This is a genomic window from Mesorhizobium sp. M7D.F.Ca.US.004.01.2.1, assembly GCF_003997785.1.
In the GTDB taxonomy this organism is placed as follows: domain Bacteria; phylum Pseudomonadota; class Alphaproteobacteria; order Rhizobiales; family Rhizobiaceae; genus Mesorhizobium; species Mesorhizobium loti.
In genome coordinates this window covers 1-15,228 of the sequence record NZ_RZRQ01000137.1, presented here as the reverse complement: position 1 = coordinate 15,228, position 15,228 = coordinate 1, and the positions used below count along the sequence as shown (strand labels likewise).

Annotated in this window: 15 protein-coding genes and 2 pseudogenes; all 17 read right to left on the bottom strand. The window is 61.4% G+C overall.

Annotated elements, in window-relative coordinates; translation table 11 throughout:
- Positions 1–1,146, bottom strand: a 1,146-nt coding sequence (proS, locus tag EN993_RS19135) for a proline--tRNA ligase (protein ID WP_127264544.1), incomplete at its 3' end; no start/stop codon positions are given.
- A 550-nt stretch (positions 1,147–1,696) separates the two neighbouring features.
- On the bottom strand, positions 1,697–1,981 hold the full coding sequence (locus EN993_RS19130; RefSeq protein ID WP_109667950.1) for a DUF1467 family protein: 285 nt from the start codon (positions 1,979–1,981) through the stop codon (positions 1,697–1,699).
- A complete protein-coding gene (gene mce / locus EN993_RS19125; RefSeq protein ID WP_109667952.1) occupies positions 1,978–2,382 on the bottom strand; it encodes a methylmalonyl-CoA epimerase in 405 nt (134 codons plus the stop codon). Before mce ends, EN993_RS19130 begins: the two co-directional genes overlap by 4 nt.
- Positions 2,383–2,658: 276 nt before the next feature.
- Positions 2,659–3,192, bottom strand: coding sequence for a hypothetical protein (locus EN993_RS19115; protein ID WP_127264543.1), 534 nt, complete (start codon positions 3,190–3,192; stop codon positions 2,659–2,661).
- Positions 3,193–3,353: 161 nt separating this feature from the next.
- Positions 3,354–3,803, bottom strand: a complete 450-nt coding sequence (locus EN993_RS19110) for a hypothetical protein (RefSeq protein ID WP_206532390.1) — start codon at positions 3,801–3,803, stop codon at positions 3,354–3,356.
- A gap of 96 nt (positions 3,804–3,899) precedes the next feature.
- Positions 3,900–4,217 (bottom strand): hypothetical protein, encoded by a 318-nt coding sequence (locus EN993_RS19105; protein WP_109667957.1) that lies wholly within the window; start codon positions 4,215–4,217, stop codon positions 3,900–3,902.
- A gap of 52 nt (positions 4,218–4,269) precedes the next feature.
- Positions 4,270–4,526: pseudogene (locus tag EN993_RS19100) on the bottom strand (transposase domain-containing protein); the annotation flags it as partial.
- Positions 4,527–4,809: 283 nt separating this feature from the next.
- Positions 4,810–6,480: a ribonuclease J gene (locus EN993_RS19090; RefSeq protein ID WP_126069450.1), complete on the bottom strand. Its 1,671-nt coding sequence runs from the start codon at positions 6,478–6,480 to the stop codon at positions 4,810–4,812.
- Between the two features lie 118 nt (positions 6,481–6,598).
- Positions 6,599–7,420, bottom strand: a complete 822-nt coding sequence (locus EN993_RS19085) for a biotin--[acetyl-CoA-carboxylase] ligase (protein WP_127264541.1) — start codon at positions 7,418–7,420, stop codon at positions 6,599–6,601.
- A gap of 5 nt (positions 7,421–7,425) precedes the next feature.
- Entirely contained in the window at positions 7,426–8,862 is a 1,437-nt protein-coding gene (nuoN, locus tag EN993_RS19080; protein WP_109667963.1) for an NADH-quinone oxidoreductase subunit NuoN, read from the bottom strand.
- Between the two features lie 19 nt (positions 8,863–8,881).
- Positions 8,882–10,387, bottom strand: a complete 1,506-nt coding sequence (locus EN993_RS19075) for an NADH-quinone oxidoreductase subunit M (RefSeq protein WP_126069452.1) — start codon at positions 10,385–10,387, stop codon at positions 8,882–8,884.
- Positions 10,387–12,360, bottom strand: coding sequence for an NADH-quinone oxidoreductase subunit L (nuoL, locus tag EN993_RS19070; protein WP_127264540.1), 1,974 nt, complete (start codon positions 12,358–12,360; stop codon positions 10,387–10,389). Before nuoL ends, EN993_RS19075 begins: the two co-directional genes overlap by 1 nt.
- Positions 12,361–12,370: 10 nt before the next feature.
- On the bottom strand, positions 12,371–12,679 hold the full coding sequence (gene nuoK / locus EN993_RS19065; RefSeq protein WP_010910101.1) for an NADH-quinone oxidoreductase subunit NuoK: 309 nt from the start codon (positions 12,677–12,679) through the stop codon (positions 12,371–12,373).
- A 1-nt stretch (position 12,680) separates the two neighbouring features.
- On the bottom strand, positions 12,681–13,301 hold the full coding sequence (locus EN993_RS19060) for an NADH-quinone oxidoreductase subunit J (protein WP_109667971.1): 621 nt from the start codon (positions 13,299–13,301) through the stop codon (positions 12,681–12,683).
- Between the two features lie 124 nt (positions 13,302–13,425).
- Positions 13,426–13,917 (bottom strand): NADH-quinone oxidoreductase subunit NuoI, encoded by a 492-nt coding sequence (gene nuoI / locus EN993_RS19055; RefSeq protein WP_023812382.1) that lies wholly within the window; start codon positions 13,915–13,917, stop codon positions 13,426–13,428.
- Positions 13,917–14,960 (bottom strand): NADH-quinone oxidoreductase subunit NuoH, encoded by a 1,044-nt coding sequence (gene nuoH / locus EN993_RS19050; protein ID WP_127264539.1) that lies wholly within the window; start codon positions 14,958–14,960, stop codon positions 13,917–13,919. The genes nuoI and nuoH overlap by 1 nt, the downstream gene beginning before the upstream one ends.
- Before the next feature lie 2 nt (positions 14,961–14,962).
- Positions 14,963–15,228, bottom strand: a pseudogene (locus EN993_RS19045) (NADH-quinone oxidoreductase subunit G); the annotation flags it as partial.

Below are 15,228 nucleotides of genomic sequence, written 5' to 3'. Positions count from 1 at the left end.
GTCGTAGAGCACGTCCTTGCCGGCGGCGACGAAAGCGGCATGCAGCTCGTCGCAGACGCGGTCGCACTCGGCGTCGCCCGCCTTCATGTTGATCAGCCCGATGTCGAACGGCGCCACAGCTTCGGGCCAGATGATGCCGTTGTCGTCATGGCTGGCTTCGATGATCGCCGCGACCAGGCGCGACGGACCGATGCCGTAGGAGCCGCCGGAGACGAAATGATCCTTGCCGTCGGGCCCGGTCACCTTGGCGCCCATGGGCTTGGAATACTTATCGCCGAAATGGAAGATGTGGCCGACCTCGATGCCGCGCGCCGAGACCTTGTCACTCTCGCCGATCTTTTCCCACGCCGCCTCGTCATGCATCTCGTCGGTGGCGGCGTAGGGCGTCGTCCACGTCTTGACGATGTCGGCGATCTCGGCGTCGTTGGCAAAGTCGGTATTGGCGCCGGGCACATCGAGCGAAAGATAGTCGCGATGACAGAAGACCTGGCTCTCGCCGGTGTCGGCGAGGATGATGAATTCATGGCTGAGATCGCCGCCGATCGGCCCGGTGTCGGCCCGCATCGGTATAGCCTGCAGCCCCATGCGCGTGAAGGTCCGGAGATAGGACACGAACATCCTGTTGTAGGCCGCCTTTGCGCCCTCGAAGTCGAGGTCGAAGGAATAGGCGTCCTTCATCAGGAATTCGCGCGACCGCATGACGCCGAAGCGCGGCCGCACTTCGTCGCGGAACTTCCACTGGATGTGGTAGAGATTGAGCGGCAGGTCCTTGTAGGACTTCACATAGGCGCGGACGATCTCGGTGACCACTTCCTCATTGGTCGGGCCGTAGAGCATGTCGCGGTCTTGCCGGTCCTTGATGCGCAGCATCTCCTTGCCGTAGTCGTCATAGCGGCCGCTTTCGCGCCACAGATCGGCCGACTGGATGGTCGGCATCAGGATTTCCAGCGCCCCGGCGCGATTCTGCTCCTCGCGGATGATGCGGCAGACCTTGTCCAGCACCCGCTTGCCGAGCGGCAGCCACGAGAAACTGCCCTGCCCCTGCTGGCGGATCATGCCGGCGCGCAGCATCAGCCGGTGCGAGACGATTTCAGCCTCGCGCGGATTTTCTTTGAGGATAGGCAGGAAATAGCGCGACAAACGCATGGACTGGTCCGTGAGTGAGGATGGCCGCGTCAGAATCGGCGCGACATTGGCTTGCTTGACCCGGCTTCATAGCCATTTCATGGCCGAATGGGAACCCAAACCCGGCGGCGCAGTGCCGCACGCGTCTTACTGGACGTTTCGAAAGCAAAGCCTGCCATACTATTGTGCAGTGCAGCACGAGAATGCCTGTTTCGAGGCAAAATTCTTCGTGACATTTTCATTCGCGTTAGGCTAATGTGCCCCGATAACCGAGAGGGTAGAAAAAAATCTGCTCTCCTACGCGGTCAAAGTCTTGGGAGGATGCGATCTAGGCGCGGTTACTCGCTGCCGCCGGAAACCGGAAACAGATCGGACGCGTTTAAATTGCAAGGCCTTGTGCCTTGCATTTTTTTTGTGCAATCATCTGCTTAGCGCAACGCGTTGCCAAACCGCCTTACCTTGCGTCAGCACTCCCCAGCCACAAAACGGCACGGCATTGCCGTCCGAAACCGCCCATGGTTCCGATGGATGAAAACGTCTTTTGCCGGACAGTCTATTTGGGCCGGACAGTCTATTTGGCTGGCGTCTGACCGAAATCCGGCACGATGTGGGGGATGTCGTTGAGGCTGTATCCCAGGCCATGCGTCAGGCCATAGAAAATGGCCATCAGGATCGCGGTGGCGACGGTGGTGCGGATCACGGCGCGCAGCATGTGGGGGCCGCGCGGTGCACTCGGAACCGTGCCCAGCGTCACATCATGATCGTCGTCCTGCGTCTTCACGCTGAACGGCAGCACGGCAAACAGCACCACCCACCAGGTCGCGAAAAACAGGGCGGTGAACGAAACCCAGCTCATGATTGCTCCAGTTCGATCAGCGTGCCGAAGAAATCCTTCGGATGCAGGAACAGCACCGGCTTGCCATGGGCGCCGATCTTCGGGTTGCCGTCGCCCAGCACGCGGGCGCCGGCAGCCTTGAGCTGGTCGCGCGCGGCCAGGATGTCGTCGACCTCGTAGCAGAGATGATGCATGCCGCCGGACGGGTTCTTCGCGAGGAACGCTGCGATCGGCGAGCCCTCGCCAAGCGGCTCCAGCAATTCGATCTTGGTGTTGCCGACATTGACGAACACCACCCTGACGCCATGCTCCGGCAAAGCCTGCGGTTCCGTCACTTCGGCGCCGAGCGTATTGCGGTAAGCAGCGACGGCCGCGGTCAGGTCCGGCACCGCGAGCGCGACATGGTTCAGCCGTCCGAGCATGTGCGAGCGATCACTCCTCTGTCCAATGACTGCGTCATACGTCAAATCGACTGATATCAATAGCCATGCACGAGGCGCGCACTGTCGCAGTTCGATGATCATTCTTCCAAATCACGATCGAGGCTGTTCCGATCGCCAGCCGCAAAGCACAAACGGCAATGTCCGATATCCGCCCTGCCCGCGCCCGCATTTTTCCTTTCGATCTCGGGTCATTCAAAGCTGCCGCCTTGCTCGATGCCGTCGATGGCGCGAGATTAATTGTTCACCCGCTCGCACCTATTCTTTGCCGACCAGGTCCTCAGGTATGGCTTCACAATGAAGATCCACTGCCTGACTCTGGGCTAGGGTGATCTGGTCCTGAAACAGATCGCAATGCAGCTGATTATCATTGGCACCCGGCGTATTTGATCCGGAAAATATCTGAACCAGGACGCTCGGCTTCTGGTCGACAATGTCTGCCAGCTTCTTCGCAATCACTGGGGCGCCCGTTACGTGGACCGTTTGGTCGACGACATCGACAGGAATGGTTTCCGCGCCCATTTCCAGTTGAGCATAAGGCTTGAGCTTTAGGCGCGCGATGGCTTCCGGGCTGGCGTCGCCGTAAAACTGATTGGCAAGGGTGACCTGCCGATGCAGGCTTTTCATTCTCTCGATGGCCTCTGGGCTGAAACTGATTTTCACGTCATAGCCGTAGGACTTGGCAGCAGGCGTTGCGGCGGCCGCCTCGCCAGCATCTGAACCAAGTTGCACCAAGGCCCCGCCGACGGCGGCCAGCGCAACTACTCTGAGAAGCTGGAACGGTCTGGTCATATAAGATTTCCTCCTGTGATGGGGCTTCTGCGAAAAACCGATGAAACCAGATAGGCCATTACGGCGCCGACAATGCCGACAGCCAGATAAGCCGACATTGCCCACAGGCTGTTCGTTTCAATCACTTGGCATCATCGACATCTCGCTGGGGTCGGAACGCTTCAGTGGTTGATGACGCTGATTTCCCAAGACGTCCCGGTACAAGCCTCTCCGTCCACGCAGAACGCGTTCACCCACAGCTGTCCTTTGTCGAACATGATGCCTTTGCTGCTAACCTTCAGATCTTTGTATTTCTGCTGTTTCACGACCTTGATCACCGCCGGGGTGATGATCTGGTCGTAGACCGGAAGAAGATCCTCGTACGTGGCGAATATGCGTTCTTTGCCGTCAACGGTGATGGTCACCGGATATTCGTATTCCTGGCCTATCTTTGTCCCGTCGGCGATGTTGAGCTGCAGGAATTTAAACGCGGCGAGAAACCCCGTGTGGTCTACTTTCAGGAGACTATCGATGTGGGCATTCACCGCGCCCACGGATTGTGCGTAGGCCGGCTGTGACAGTGCCGCGCACACGACAAAGGCCGCCAACGGCCTCCAGGTTCCAGTTTTCACGATTCCCCCCATTTAGTCTTGCCCGAGACGACTTGTCGTCTACGACGACGACCAAACTGAGGCAAATGCAAGCGAATTGTGCGTCTGGGTCGTGTCTCAGTTTCCTGTCTCTGCAAGCCCCTCTTTGCGGCGGTATGCCCACAGCGCAAGTGCGCCTGGGCGGATGCTATCGGGGTGGTCCAGGCGAACGATATCCTCGCTGATGGTCCACGGCGCTGGAAAGTCGGCGACCACTTCGGTTCCGGCAATCCGGGCATCGTCATAGGTCTCCTCGGCGATCTCGCCGTCGAACACAAAGCGAAGCTTGATCTCCGTTCCTTCCCAGCCGCAGGTGACGGCCCGAAGGTTGTGCGGGACGGCACCGAGAAGAGCGCGCTGCACGGAAAGTAGCAGTGTTGCGCGAATGTCATTCATGAGCGTGTCGCTTTCAATTAATGTTCGCCCACATTTTATGTAAGCGGTGTTCTCAGGCCACGGCGTTTAGCTCGGGCGCCCAGATGTAGGCCCAAGCCAGGAGGTCATCGATTTGGCTGTTCGGATAGCCGTTGACGATCCTGGTGAGTACGTCGGCGAGATAGCCGGGCGGCTCGACGCATTGAGTTTGCAGGTTTCGATCAGCGACGCAATGACCGCCCAGTGTTCGGCATCGCCGTCCGAGCCGAGCGCGTTCTTGTGGTTGAGCGCGATCGGACGGATTGAGCGCTCGACAGCGTTGCTGTCGATGGCATTTCTCGTCGAAAGCGATGGGCAACAACTGCTGATCTGGTCGGACGCCTTCCTGCACTATGTCGTGTCCATCCAGCAGCCGGATTGGCATGCCGATTTCGATGATGACAGGCAACAGGCCGTCGCGACGCGCAAGCGGCTGCTCAAGATGGCCGCGGAGCAGCGCCTGCTGGTCGCCGACCACCACATGCCATTTCCAGGCCTGGGTTACATCGAATCGGCCAATGGTTCTTTTCGCTGGCTTCCGGTCAGCTATCAGCTCAACGTCTAGCTGCCATCCTCACCTTGTGACGAACACCGTCACCAGCGGCTTCTTGCCCCAGGCTTCGTTGGCGGCACCGCGCACGGCGCGCCGTACGGCTTCTTGCACCAGGTCGAGGTCTTTTCGGCGCTGGCGGGGGATCGAGTCCACCGCGCCGATTGCCGCATCGATCATCAAATCTTCCAGCGTCTCGCCACGGCCATCGGCCTCGGCGACGCCGATGGCGACCAGATCGGGGTCTCCGGCAAGTTCATATTTGTCGTCGAGCACGACATTGACCGCGACATGGCCGGCAAAGGACAGTTTGCGCCGGTCGCGAATGCCCATCGCCTGATCGGTGCCGATCAGTCTGCCATCCTTGTAGACGCGGCCGAACGGCACTTGATCGATGATGGTGGCAGGGCCGGGAGCGAGCCGCAGCATGTCGCCGTCGCGCACCTGCGCCACCTGGCCGATGCCGGACGTCGACATCAGCGACCCCTGCGCCACCAGATGCGCCGCCTCGCCATGCACGGGGACGCCGATCTGCGGGCGCACCCATTCATACATCTTGCGCAATTCGCTGCGCCGCGGATGGCCGGAGACATGCACCAGCGCGTCGCCGTCCTCGATGATCTTGACGCCGAGATCGATGAGGCGGTTCTTGATCTCGAGGATCGCCTTCTCATTGCCCGGAATCGTGCGCGAGGAAAACACCACCGTGTCGCCGGCCGTCAGCGACACCGACTTCATCTCTTCGCGCGACAGCTTGGCCAGTGCGGCAAGCGGTTCGCCCTGGCTGCCGGTGCAGATGATGACCAGGTTTTCGCGCGGGATGAAGCCAAAATCCTCCTCGGCGATGAACTCGGGCAGACCGTCCATGTAGCCGAGTTCGCCAGCCACATCGATGACCCGCTTCAGCGAGCGGCCGAGCACCAGGCACTGGCGACCGGCATCGCGTGCCGCCCTGGCGATGGAGACGATGCGTCCGACATTGGAGGAAAACGTGGTGACGGCGACGCGACCCTTGGCAGCCTGGATGACGCCCTTGAGGCCCTCGCCCACGGCCACTTCCGAAGGCGACTCGCCTTCGCGCAGCGCATTGGTCGAATCGCAGATCAGCGCCAGGACGCCCTTGTCACCATAGGCGCGGAAACGCGCCTCGTCGGTCTTCGGCCCGATCGTCGGCTCCGGGTCGATCTTCCAATCACCGGTATGGATGACGGTGCCGGCCGGCGAGGTGATCGCCAGCGACATCGGCTCGGGGATCGAGTGCGCCACCGGAATGGCTTCGATCTCAAAGGGGCCGACGGTGAATTTCTCCCCCGCTTTGTAGATCGTGACCGGTATTTTCGGCGCACCTTGCTCGCCTTGTCGCTTGGCTTCGAGCAAGCCGGCGCTGAACGGCGTCATCCAGACCGGCGCCTTCAGCTTCGGCCAGGTGTCGAGCAGCGCGCCGTAGTGGTCTTCATGCGCATGGGTGATGATGATGCCGCGCAGATTGGCGAGGTTCTCCTCGATGAAGCGCGTGTCGGGCAGCACCAGGTCGACGCCGGGCAGGCTGGCATCGGGGAAGGTCACACCGACATCGATGACGATCCATTCGCGCGCACTGGGCGGGCCGTAGCCGTAAAGAGCGAAGTTCATGCCTATCTCGCCGACGCCGCCGAGCGGCACGAAGACGAGTTCGGCGTTTTCCGCTTTCGCCATGATTTTTCCCTTCCTGGCCCTCAGGCCAAGTCCATAAAGCAATTCCAGGAAAAGCGTCTAACGGTTTTCCCACAGGAATTGCGCAAAAACAAACACTTAGAGCCGTTCACGAACGGCTCTAGGCCCTGGCCGAAGCGACCGCGCCGAAATGCACGTCGCCGGCGGCGATCGTCAGAACCGAACCTTCATCGTCGCGGATCACGAAACGGCAGTCCTCGTCAATGGTTTCAAACACCCCACGCACCACATTACCGTCAATCCTGACAGCAACCTCGCCGCCGAGCCCCGCCGCGCGAGCCAACCACCGCCGCCTGACGGCGGCAAGTCCGCGCCCCTCATCCCACAACCGGGCATTCTCGCTCCAGGCATCCGATAGCGCGAGGAACAGTGTCTCCGCATCGCATGCCGCACCCAGCGCGCGCAAGGATGTTGCGGGATAAGGCAAATCCTCAGGGTATGCCACCACATTGACGCCGATGCCGACCGCCACCGCGAAACGGCCGCCTTCCAGGATCGCCGATTCCAGCAGGATACCGGCCAGCTTGGCGCCCGACGCAAGCACGTCATTCGGCCATTTCAACTCGAAACGGTTTTTGCCTTCACTGGCGCCGTCGAGGCCGATGGCGATCCGGCCCTTTGGCACCACGGCGTCGAGCGCATCGGCCAGCGCCAGCCCGGCGACGAAGCCCAGCGTTGCGGCAAGGCGAAGCTCTGCCTTGGTGATGACGAGGAGCGTCGCCGCGAGGTTGCCCTCGGGCGTCGCCCAGACACGGCCGCGCCGGCCACGCCCGCTTTCCTGCTTCTTGGAAACGACCCACAATTTGCCCGGGTCACCTGCCCTGGCGTGATCCAGCGCCAGCGCATTGGTGGAGCCGACGCTGTCATGCGCCTCGAGCCGGAACCCTTCCGACGCCGAGGTTGGAGCCAGCCGAAATGCCATGCCGTCTAGAAAAACGTCTTGGCGGCGGCTTCGGCATAGGTGCCGATCGGTCCGCCGATCAGCACATAGAACAGCACGAAGGCGCCGGAGACGCCGAGCACGACACGCAATTCCGTCGCCATCGGCACAAAGCCACCGACCGGTTCGTCGAACCACATGATCTTGATGATGCGCAGGTAATAATAGGCGCCCACCACCGAGGCCAGCACGCCGATGATCGCCAGCGCGTAGAGATTGGCGTTGATGGCGGCGAGGAAGACGTACCATTTCCCCCAGAAGCCGGCGAGCGGCGGGATGCCTGCCAGCGAGAACATTAGGATGGTCAGGATCGTCGCCATGATCGGATTGGTCGACGACAGGCCGGCCAGATCGCTGATCTGCTCGACATTGCCGTCCTTGCGCCGCATGGCGAGGATGAAGGCGAAGGTGCCGAGCGTCATCACCAGATAGATCAGCATGTAGATGGCAACGCCGCGCACGCCGGCCTGGCTGTTGGCGGCAAGGCCGACCAGCGCGTAGCCCATATGGCCGATCGAGGAATAGGCCATCAGTCGCTTGATGTTGGTCTGGCCGATGGCCGCGAAGGCGCCCAGCGCCATCGAGGCGATCGAGATGAAGACGATGATCTGCTGCCAGTCGGAGGCGATCGGCTTGAACGCGCCCATGGTGACACGCACCATCAGCGCCATCGCCGCCATCTTGGGTGCCGCCGCCAGGAAGGCCGTCACTGGCGTCGGCGCGCCCTCGTAGACGTCGGGCGTCCACATGTGGAACGGCACCGCCGAGATCTTGAAGGCAAGGCCGGCCAACACGAAGACGAGACCGAAGACGAGGCCAAGCTGGCGCTCGCCGCTGCCGAGCGCCGTAGCGATCTCCTGGAAGCCGGTGTTGCCAGTGTAGCCGTAGACCAGGCTGATGCCATAGAGCAGCATGCCCGACGACAACGCACCGAGAACGAAATATTTGAGGCCAGCCTCGGTCGAACGCAGATTGTCGCGATTAATCGCGCACAGCACGTAGATCGCCAGCGACTGCAGTTCGAGGCCGAGATAGAGCCCGATCATGCTGTTGGCCGAGATCATCAGCATCATGCCGAGCGTGCTGAGCAGCACCAATACGGGATATTCGAACTTGTCGAAATGCTCCGCCTTGGCGAAGCGCATCGACATCGCCAGCGTCACCGCCGAGCCGACCAGCGCCAGCACCTTCATGAAGCGGGCAAAGGAATCCTGGATGAAGGCGTTGCCATAGGCGCTGCCCTGCCCGGTTTGGAAGATCAGCCAGGCGCCCGCGACGACCAGCACGGCGACGGCAAGGCCGGTCACCGTGTTGGCGGTGTTGGCGCGCGAATAGGCGCCGACCATCAGCAGCGCCAGCGCGCCGACGGCAAGGATCAGCTCTGGCGTCGAGAGCGACAGGCTGGAGAGAAGGTCCGGCGTCATGGTTCGCAAAACCCTTGGGTTAATTCGCCGCCGCGGTCTGCGCGGCGCCGATGGATGCAGTGACATTGGTGACGAGCGACTTGACCGATTCGGCCGTCGCGTCGAAGACGGGTGCGGGATAGACGCCGAAGAAGATGACCAGCACGACCAGCGGGTAGATGATCAGCTTCTCGCGCGGCGACAGGTCGAGCAGGCCCTTCAGGCTGTCCTTGGTCAGCGCGCCGAAGATCACCCGGCGATAGAGCCAGAGCGCGTAGGCAGCCGACAGGATGACGCCGGTGGCGGCGAAGAACGCCACCCAGGTGTTGACCCGGAACACGCCGAGCATGGTCAGGAACTCGCCGACGAAACCGCTGGTGCCGGGCAGGCCGACATTGGCCATGGTGAAGATCATGAACACGGTGGCGTATTTCGGCATGTTGTTGACCAAGCCGCCATAGGCCGCGATTTCGCGTGTGTGCATGCGGTCGTAGATGACGCCGACGCACAGGAACAGCGCGCCGGAGACGAGGCCGTGGCTGAGCATCTGGAAGATCGCGCCCTGCACGCCTTCCTGGTTCATGGCGAAGATGCCCATGGTGACGAAGCCCATATGGGCCACCGACGAATAGGCGATCAGCTTCTTCATGTCCTCCTGCATCAGCGCCACCAGCGAGGTGTAGATGATGGCGACGACCGAGAGCGCGAAGATCAGCGGCGCGAACATTTCGGACGCCAGCGGGAACATCGGCAAGGAGAAACGCAGGAAGCCGTACCCGCCCATCTTTAGCAGGATGGCGGCCAGGATCACCGAACCTGCCGTCGGCGCTTCAACGTGCGCGTCGGGCAACCAAGTGTGCACCGGCCACATCGGCATCTTCACCGCGAAGGACGCGAAGAAGGCAAGCCATAGCCAGGTCTGCATGTTGGCCGGGAAGTTGTGCGTCAGAAGCGTCGGGATGTCGGTCGTGCCGGACTGGTAGAACATCGCCATGATGGCGAGCAGCATCAGCACCGAGCCGGCCAGCGTGTAGAGGAAGAACTTGAACGAGGCGTAGACGCGCCGCTTGCCGCCCCAGACGCCGATGATGATGAACATCGGGATCAGGCCGGCTTCGAAGAAGACGTAGAACAGCACGATATCGAGTGCGCAGAACACGCCGATCATCAGCGTTTCAAGCAGCAGGAAGGCGATCATGTAGGCCTTGACGCGCTTCTCGATCGATTCCCACGAGGCCAGGATGCAGAGCGGCATCAGGAAGGTCGTCAGGATGACGAACAGCATGGAGATGCCGTCGACGCCCATATGGTAGGAGATGCCGGAGTCGAGCCAGGCAACCTTCTCGACGAACTGGAAGCCGGCCTGCGAATTGTCGAAGCCAGTCCAGATGAACAGCGAGATGATGAACGTGAACGTCGTCGTCAACAGCGCAATGGCGCGGATGTTGCGGCGTGCATTTTCGCTGTCATCATTGATGAACAGGATAAGCAGCACACCAACCAGCGGCAGGAAGGTGACCAGCGAGAGGATTGGCCAAGCGGTCATCAGAGCATCATCCAGGTGACGAGTGCGGCAACGCCGATCAGCATGGCGAAGGCATAATGGTAGAGGTAGCCGGTCTGCAGCTTGACGACGCGGTTGGTGACATCGACGACGCGCGCCGAAATGCCATCCGGGCCGAGGCCGTCAATGATTGTGCCGTCGCCGGTCTTCCACAGGAAATGGCCGAGGCGCTTGGCGGGTCGCACGAACAGGAAATCGTAGAGCTCGTCGAAATACCACTTGTTGAGCAGGAAGGCGTAGAGCCCGCGATGGTGTGCTGCCAGATTGACCGGCATTTCCGGCGAGCGGATGTAGAATTTCCAGGCCAGCGCGAAGCCGATCAGCATGGCGATGAAGGGCGACAGCTCGACCCACAGCGGCAATTCGTGGATCTCGTGCAGGATGTGATTGTCAGGCAGCGTGAACAGCGATGCCTTCCAGAACTCGGCATAGCCCTCGCCGATGAAGGCGCCGTGGAAGATAATGCCGGCAAACAGTGCGCCGGCGGCCAGGATGAACAGCGGCACTAGCATCACCGGAGGCGATTCATGGACGTGGTGCATGACCTCGTGGCTCGCCCGCGGCTTGCCGTGGAAGGTCATGAAGATCAGCCGCCATGAGTAGAAGGAGGTGAAGCAGGCCGCGATGACGAGCAATATGAAGGCGAGGCCGGCAACCGAATTGTGGCCGGCAAAGGCGCTTTCGATGATGGCGTCCTTGGAGAAGAAGCCGGCGGTGCCGATGACCGTCACCGGGATGCCGACGCCGGTCAGCGCCAGCGTGCCGATGACCATCATCCAGTAGGTGGTCGGAATCAGCTTGCGCAGTCCGCCCATCTTGCGCATGTCCTGCTCGTCGGAGACGGCATGGATGACCGAGCCAGAGCCGAGGAACAGCAGGGCCTTGAAGAAGGCATGCGTGAACAGGTGGAAGATCGCCGCGCCATAGGCGCCGACGCCGAGCGCCACGAACATGTAGCCGAGCTGCGAGCAGGTCGAATAGGCGATGACGCGCTTGATGTCGTTCTGCACGAGACCGACCGTGGCCGCGAAGAAGGCGGTGAAGGCGCCGATGAAGGTCACGACCGTCAGCGCCGAATGCGACAGCTCGAACAGCGGCGACAGCCGCGCCAGCATGAACACACCGGCCGTTACCATGGTGGCGGCATGGATCAGTGCGGAAACCGGCGTCGGGCCTTCCATGGCGTCCGGCAGCCAGGTGTGCAGCGGCACCTGCGCCGACTTGCCCATGGCGCCCATGAACAGCAGAAGGCAGACGATCGTCATGGCCGACTGCTTGTCCAGCGCATGCCCAAGGAAGGTCAGGACCGCGGCGCCCTGTGGCGCGCCTTCGGCCGGAATGAACGTCGCCGCATTGGCGAAGATGGTGCCGAGATTGACCGAGCCGAACAGCACGAACAGGCCGAAGATGCCGAGCGCGAAGCCGAAGTCGCCGACGCGGTTGACGACGAAGGCCTTTATTGCCGCGGCATTGGCCGACGGCTTCTTGTACCAGAAACCGATCAGCAGGTAGGAGGCGAGACCGACCCCTTCCCAGCCGAAGAACATCTGCACCAGATTGTCGGCCGTCACCAGCATCAGCATGGCGAAGGTGAACAGCGACAAATAGGCGAAGAAGCGCGGCCGGTTCGGATCGTGGTGCATGTAGCCGATCGAATAGATGTGAACCAGCGCCGACACGGTGTTGACCACCACCAGCATCACCACCGTCAGCGTGTCGATCCGCAGCGCCCAGGATGCTTCCAGTCCGCCTGACTGGATCCAGCGCATCACCGGCACGGTGAACACCTCGCCATGGCCGAAGCCGACGGTGAAGAAAGCGACCCACGACAACACCGCCGCGATCACCAGGAAACCGGAGGTGATGTATTCGGACGCCTTGGCGCCGAGCGACGTGCCGAACAGGCCGACGATCAGGAAGCCGAGCAGGGGAAGGAAGACGATGGCCTGATACATGGTGGTTCCGTCAACCCTTCATCATGTTCACGTCTTCGACCGCGATCGAGCCGCGGTTGCGGAAGAAGACGACGAGAATGGCAAGTCCGATGGCGGCTTCAGCCGCCGCGACCGTCAGCACGAACAGCGCGAACACCTGGCCGACCAGATCGCCGAGTGCTGCCGAAAAGGCGACGAAGTTGATGTTGACCGCCAGCAGGATCAGCTCGACCGACATCAGGATGACGATGACGTTCTTGCGGTTGAGGAAGATGCCGAACACGCCGAGCGTGAACAGAACAGCCGATACGGTCAGATAATGCGCGATACCGACAACCATCTCAGAGCCCCTCGCCTGTCTTGACCTTACGGATTTCCATTCCGGTCGCCGATGTGCGGCCGACCTGGGCTGCGATCGACTGCCGCTTGACGCCTGGTTTATGGCGCAGCGTCAGCACGATGGCGCCGATCATGGCGACCAGCAGCACGAGGCCCGAAATCTGGAAGTAGTAGAGGTAGTCCGTATAGAGGATGTCGCCGAGTGCGGCCGTATTGGTCCGCGTCGCGAGATCCGGGATGGGTTTCGAAACCGTCGAGGCGAGTTGCGGCGCGAATGTGTAGCCGCCGAGCACGACGATCAGCTCCGCCGCCAGGATCAGACCGACCAGCGCGCCGATCGGTGCATATTGCAGGGCGCCTTCCTTCATCTCGGCGAAATCGACGTCGAGCATCATGACGACGAACAGGAAAAGCACCATCACCGCGCCGACATAGACGACGAGCAGGATCATCGCCAGGAACTCGGCCCCGGTCAGCATGAACAGGCCGGCGGCGTTGAAGAAGGTCAGGATCAGGAACAGCACCGAATGCACGGGGTTGCGCGACGAAATGACCATGAACGCCGACGCCACCGCGACAAAGGCGAAGAGGTAGAAAAAGGCCGCCTCTAGTCCACTCAACATGGGGTTCCCCCGGGTTCCTGTCCGAAACAGGACGTTCGTCCTGTTCGATTTTTGCGACCGCCTCCGGTCGGCAAGTTGCGTGTTTCCTTAGACGAGGCCCCTCGCCCCGTCCATGCGTCAAATATCAGCGGTACGGCGAGTCCAGCGAGATGTTGCGCGCCAGTTCGCGCTCCCACCGGTCGCCATTCGCCAACAGCTTGTCCTTGTCGTAGTAGAGTTCCTCGCGCGTCTCCGTCGCGAATTCGAAATTCGGCCCCTCGACGATGGCGTCGACCGGGCAGGCCTCCTGGCAGAAGCCGCAATAGATGCACTTCACCATGTCGATGTCGTAACGCACAGTACGGCGCGTGCCGTCATTGCGGCGCGGGCCGGCCTCGATGGTGATGGCCTGCGCCGGGCAGATCGCCTCGCACAATTTGCAGGCGATGCAGCGTTCCTCGCCATTGGGATAGCGGCGCAAAGCGTGCTCGCCCCGGAAGCGCGGGCTGGTCGGCCCCTTCTCGTGCGGATAGTTGATCGTCTCCTTCGGCGCGAAGAACTGGCGCATCGACAGGAAGAAGGCGCTGACGAAATCCTGCAGCAGCAGCGATTTTGCGGCTTGGGAAAGAGCGGACATCACGCAAACCCCGTGATTTTGAGGAAGGCAGCGGTGGCGACCACCATGAACAGCGAGATCGGCAGGAACACCTTCCAGCCGAGCCGCATCCGCTGGTCGTAGCGGTAGCGCGGCACGAAGGCCTTCACCATGGAGATGCCGAAGAACACGAAGCAGACCTTCAGCACGAACCAGATGACGCCCGGCACCCAGGTGAACGGCGCGAAGTCGAAGGGCGGCAGCCAGCCTCCGAGGAAGAGGATGGTGGCCAGCGCGCACATCAGCACGATGGCGACATACTCGCCAAGGAAGAACAGCAGGAACGGCGTCGACGAATATTCGACCATGTGGCCGGCGACCAGTTCCGATTCGGCTTCCACCAGATCGAAGGGCGGGCGGTTCGTCTCGGCCAGGGCCGAGATGAAGAAGATGATGAACATCGGAAACAGTGCCAGCCAGTTCCAGTCGAGGAACGTATTGGGCAAGCCAAGCCGCGTACCAATTCCATCATGCTGCGACAGCACGATGTCGGACAGATTGAGCGAACCGGCGGTGAGCAGAACGGTGACGATGACGAAGCCGATCGAGACTTCGTAGGACACCATCTGAGCCGCCGAACGCAACGCACCGAGGAACGGATATTTCGAGTTGGACGCCCAGCCGCCCATGATCACACCGTAGACCTCGAGCGAGGAGATGGCGAAGACATAGAGGATGCCGACATTGACGTTGGCGATCGCCCAGCCTTGATCGACCGGAATGACCGCCCAGGCCGAGATCGCCAACACCGCCGACACCAGTGGCGCCAGCAGGAAGACGCCCTTGTTGGCGCCCGACGGAATGATCGGTTCCTTGAAGACGAATTTCAACAGATCGGCGAAAGCCTGCAACGTGCCCCAGGGGCCAACGACGTTCGGACCACGGCGCAGCTGCACCGCCGCCCAGATCTTGCGGTCGGCGTAGAGGATGTAAGCGACGAAGATCAGCAAAACGACGATCAGCACGACTGACTTCAAGAGGATCAGCAGCGCCGGCAGCACGTAGAAGGAGAAGAAAGTGTCCATGCTTATTCCGCCGCCTGCTTGAAGCCGCTCTTGGCCAGTGCCGAGCATTCCGCCATCACGGCCGATGCCCGCGCGATCGGGTTGGTCAGGTAGAAATCCGTGACGGGCGAGGTGAACGTTCCCTTGTTCAGCCGTCCGCCGAGCTTCGCCACCTTGGCGATGTCCTCGGCATTGCCGGCAGCGACCTGATCGATGCGGGCCAGATGCGGGTATTCGCCGTAAAGCTTGGCGCGCAGCTGCGGCAGCGAATCGAACGGCAGTTTCTTGC

Bases quoted from the DNA above. Each gene is read 5' to 3' on its own strand.
- EN993_RS19085 (WP_127264541.1), bottom strand. From the start codon at position 7,420: ATGGCATTTCGGCTGGCTCCAACCTCGGCGTCGGAAGGGTTCCGGCTC.
- EN993_RS19130 (WP_109667950.1), bottom strand. From the start codon at position 1,981: ATGAGCTGGGTTTCGTTCACCGCCCTGTTTTTCGCGACCTGGTGGGTG.
- EN993_RS19075 (WP_126069452.1), bottom strand. From the start codon at position 10,387: ATGACCGCTTGGCCAATCCTCTCGCTGGTCACCTTCCTGCCGCTGGTT.
- EN993_RS19115 (WP_127264543.1), bottom strand. From the start codon at position 3,192: ATGACCAGACCGTTCCAGCTTCTCAGAGTAGTTGCGCTGGCCGCCGTC.
- nuoL (WP_127264540.1), bottom strand. From the start codon at position 12,360: ATGTATCAGGCCATCGTCTTCCTTCCCCTGCTCGGCTTCCTGATCGTC.
- EN993_RS19060 (WP_109667971.1), bottom strand. From the start codon at position 13,301: ATGTTGAGTGGACTAGAGGCGGCCTTTTTCTACCTCTTCGCCTTTGTC.
- nuoH (WP_127264539.1), bottom strand. From the start codon at position 14,960: ATGGACACTTTCTTCTCCTTCTACGTGCTGCCGGCGCTGCTGATCCTC.
- EN993_RS19105 (WP_109667957.1), bottom strand. From the start codon at position 4,217: ATGAATGACATTCGCGCAACACTGCTACTTTCCGTGCAGCGCGCTCTT.
- nuoK (WP_010910101.1), bottom strand. From the start codon at position 12,679: ATGGTTGTCGGTATCGCGCATTATCTGACCGTATCGGCTGTTCTGTTC.
- mce (WP_109667952.1), bottom strand. From the start codon at position 2,382: ATGCTCGGACGGCTGAACCATGTCGCGCTCGCGGTGCCGGACCTGACC.
- nuoN (WP_109667963.1), bottom strand. From the start codon at position 8,862: ATGACGCCGGACCTTCTCTCCAGCCTGTCGCTCTCGACGCCAGAGCTG.
- EN993_RS19090 (WP_126069450.1), bottom strand. From the start codon at position 6,480: ATGGCGAAAGCGGAAAACGCCGAACTCGTCTTCGTGCCGCTCGGCGGC.
- nuoI (WP_023812382.1), bottom strand. From the start codon at position 13,917: ATGTCCGCTCTTTCCCAAGCCGCAAAATCGCTGCTGCTGCAGGATTTC.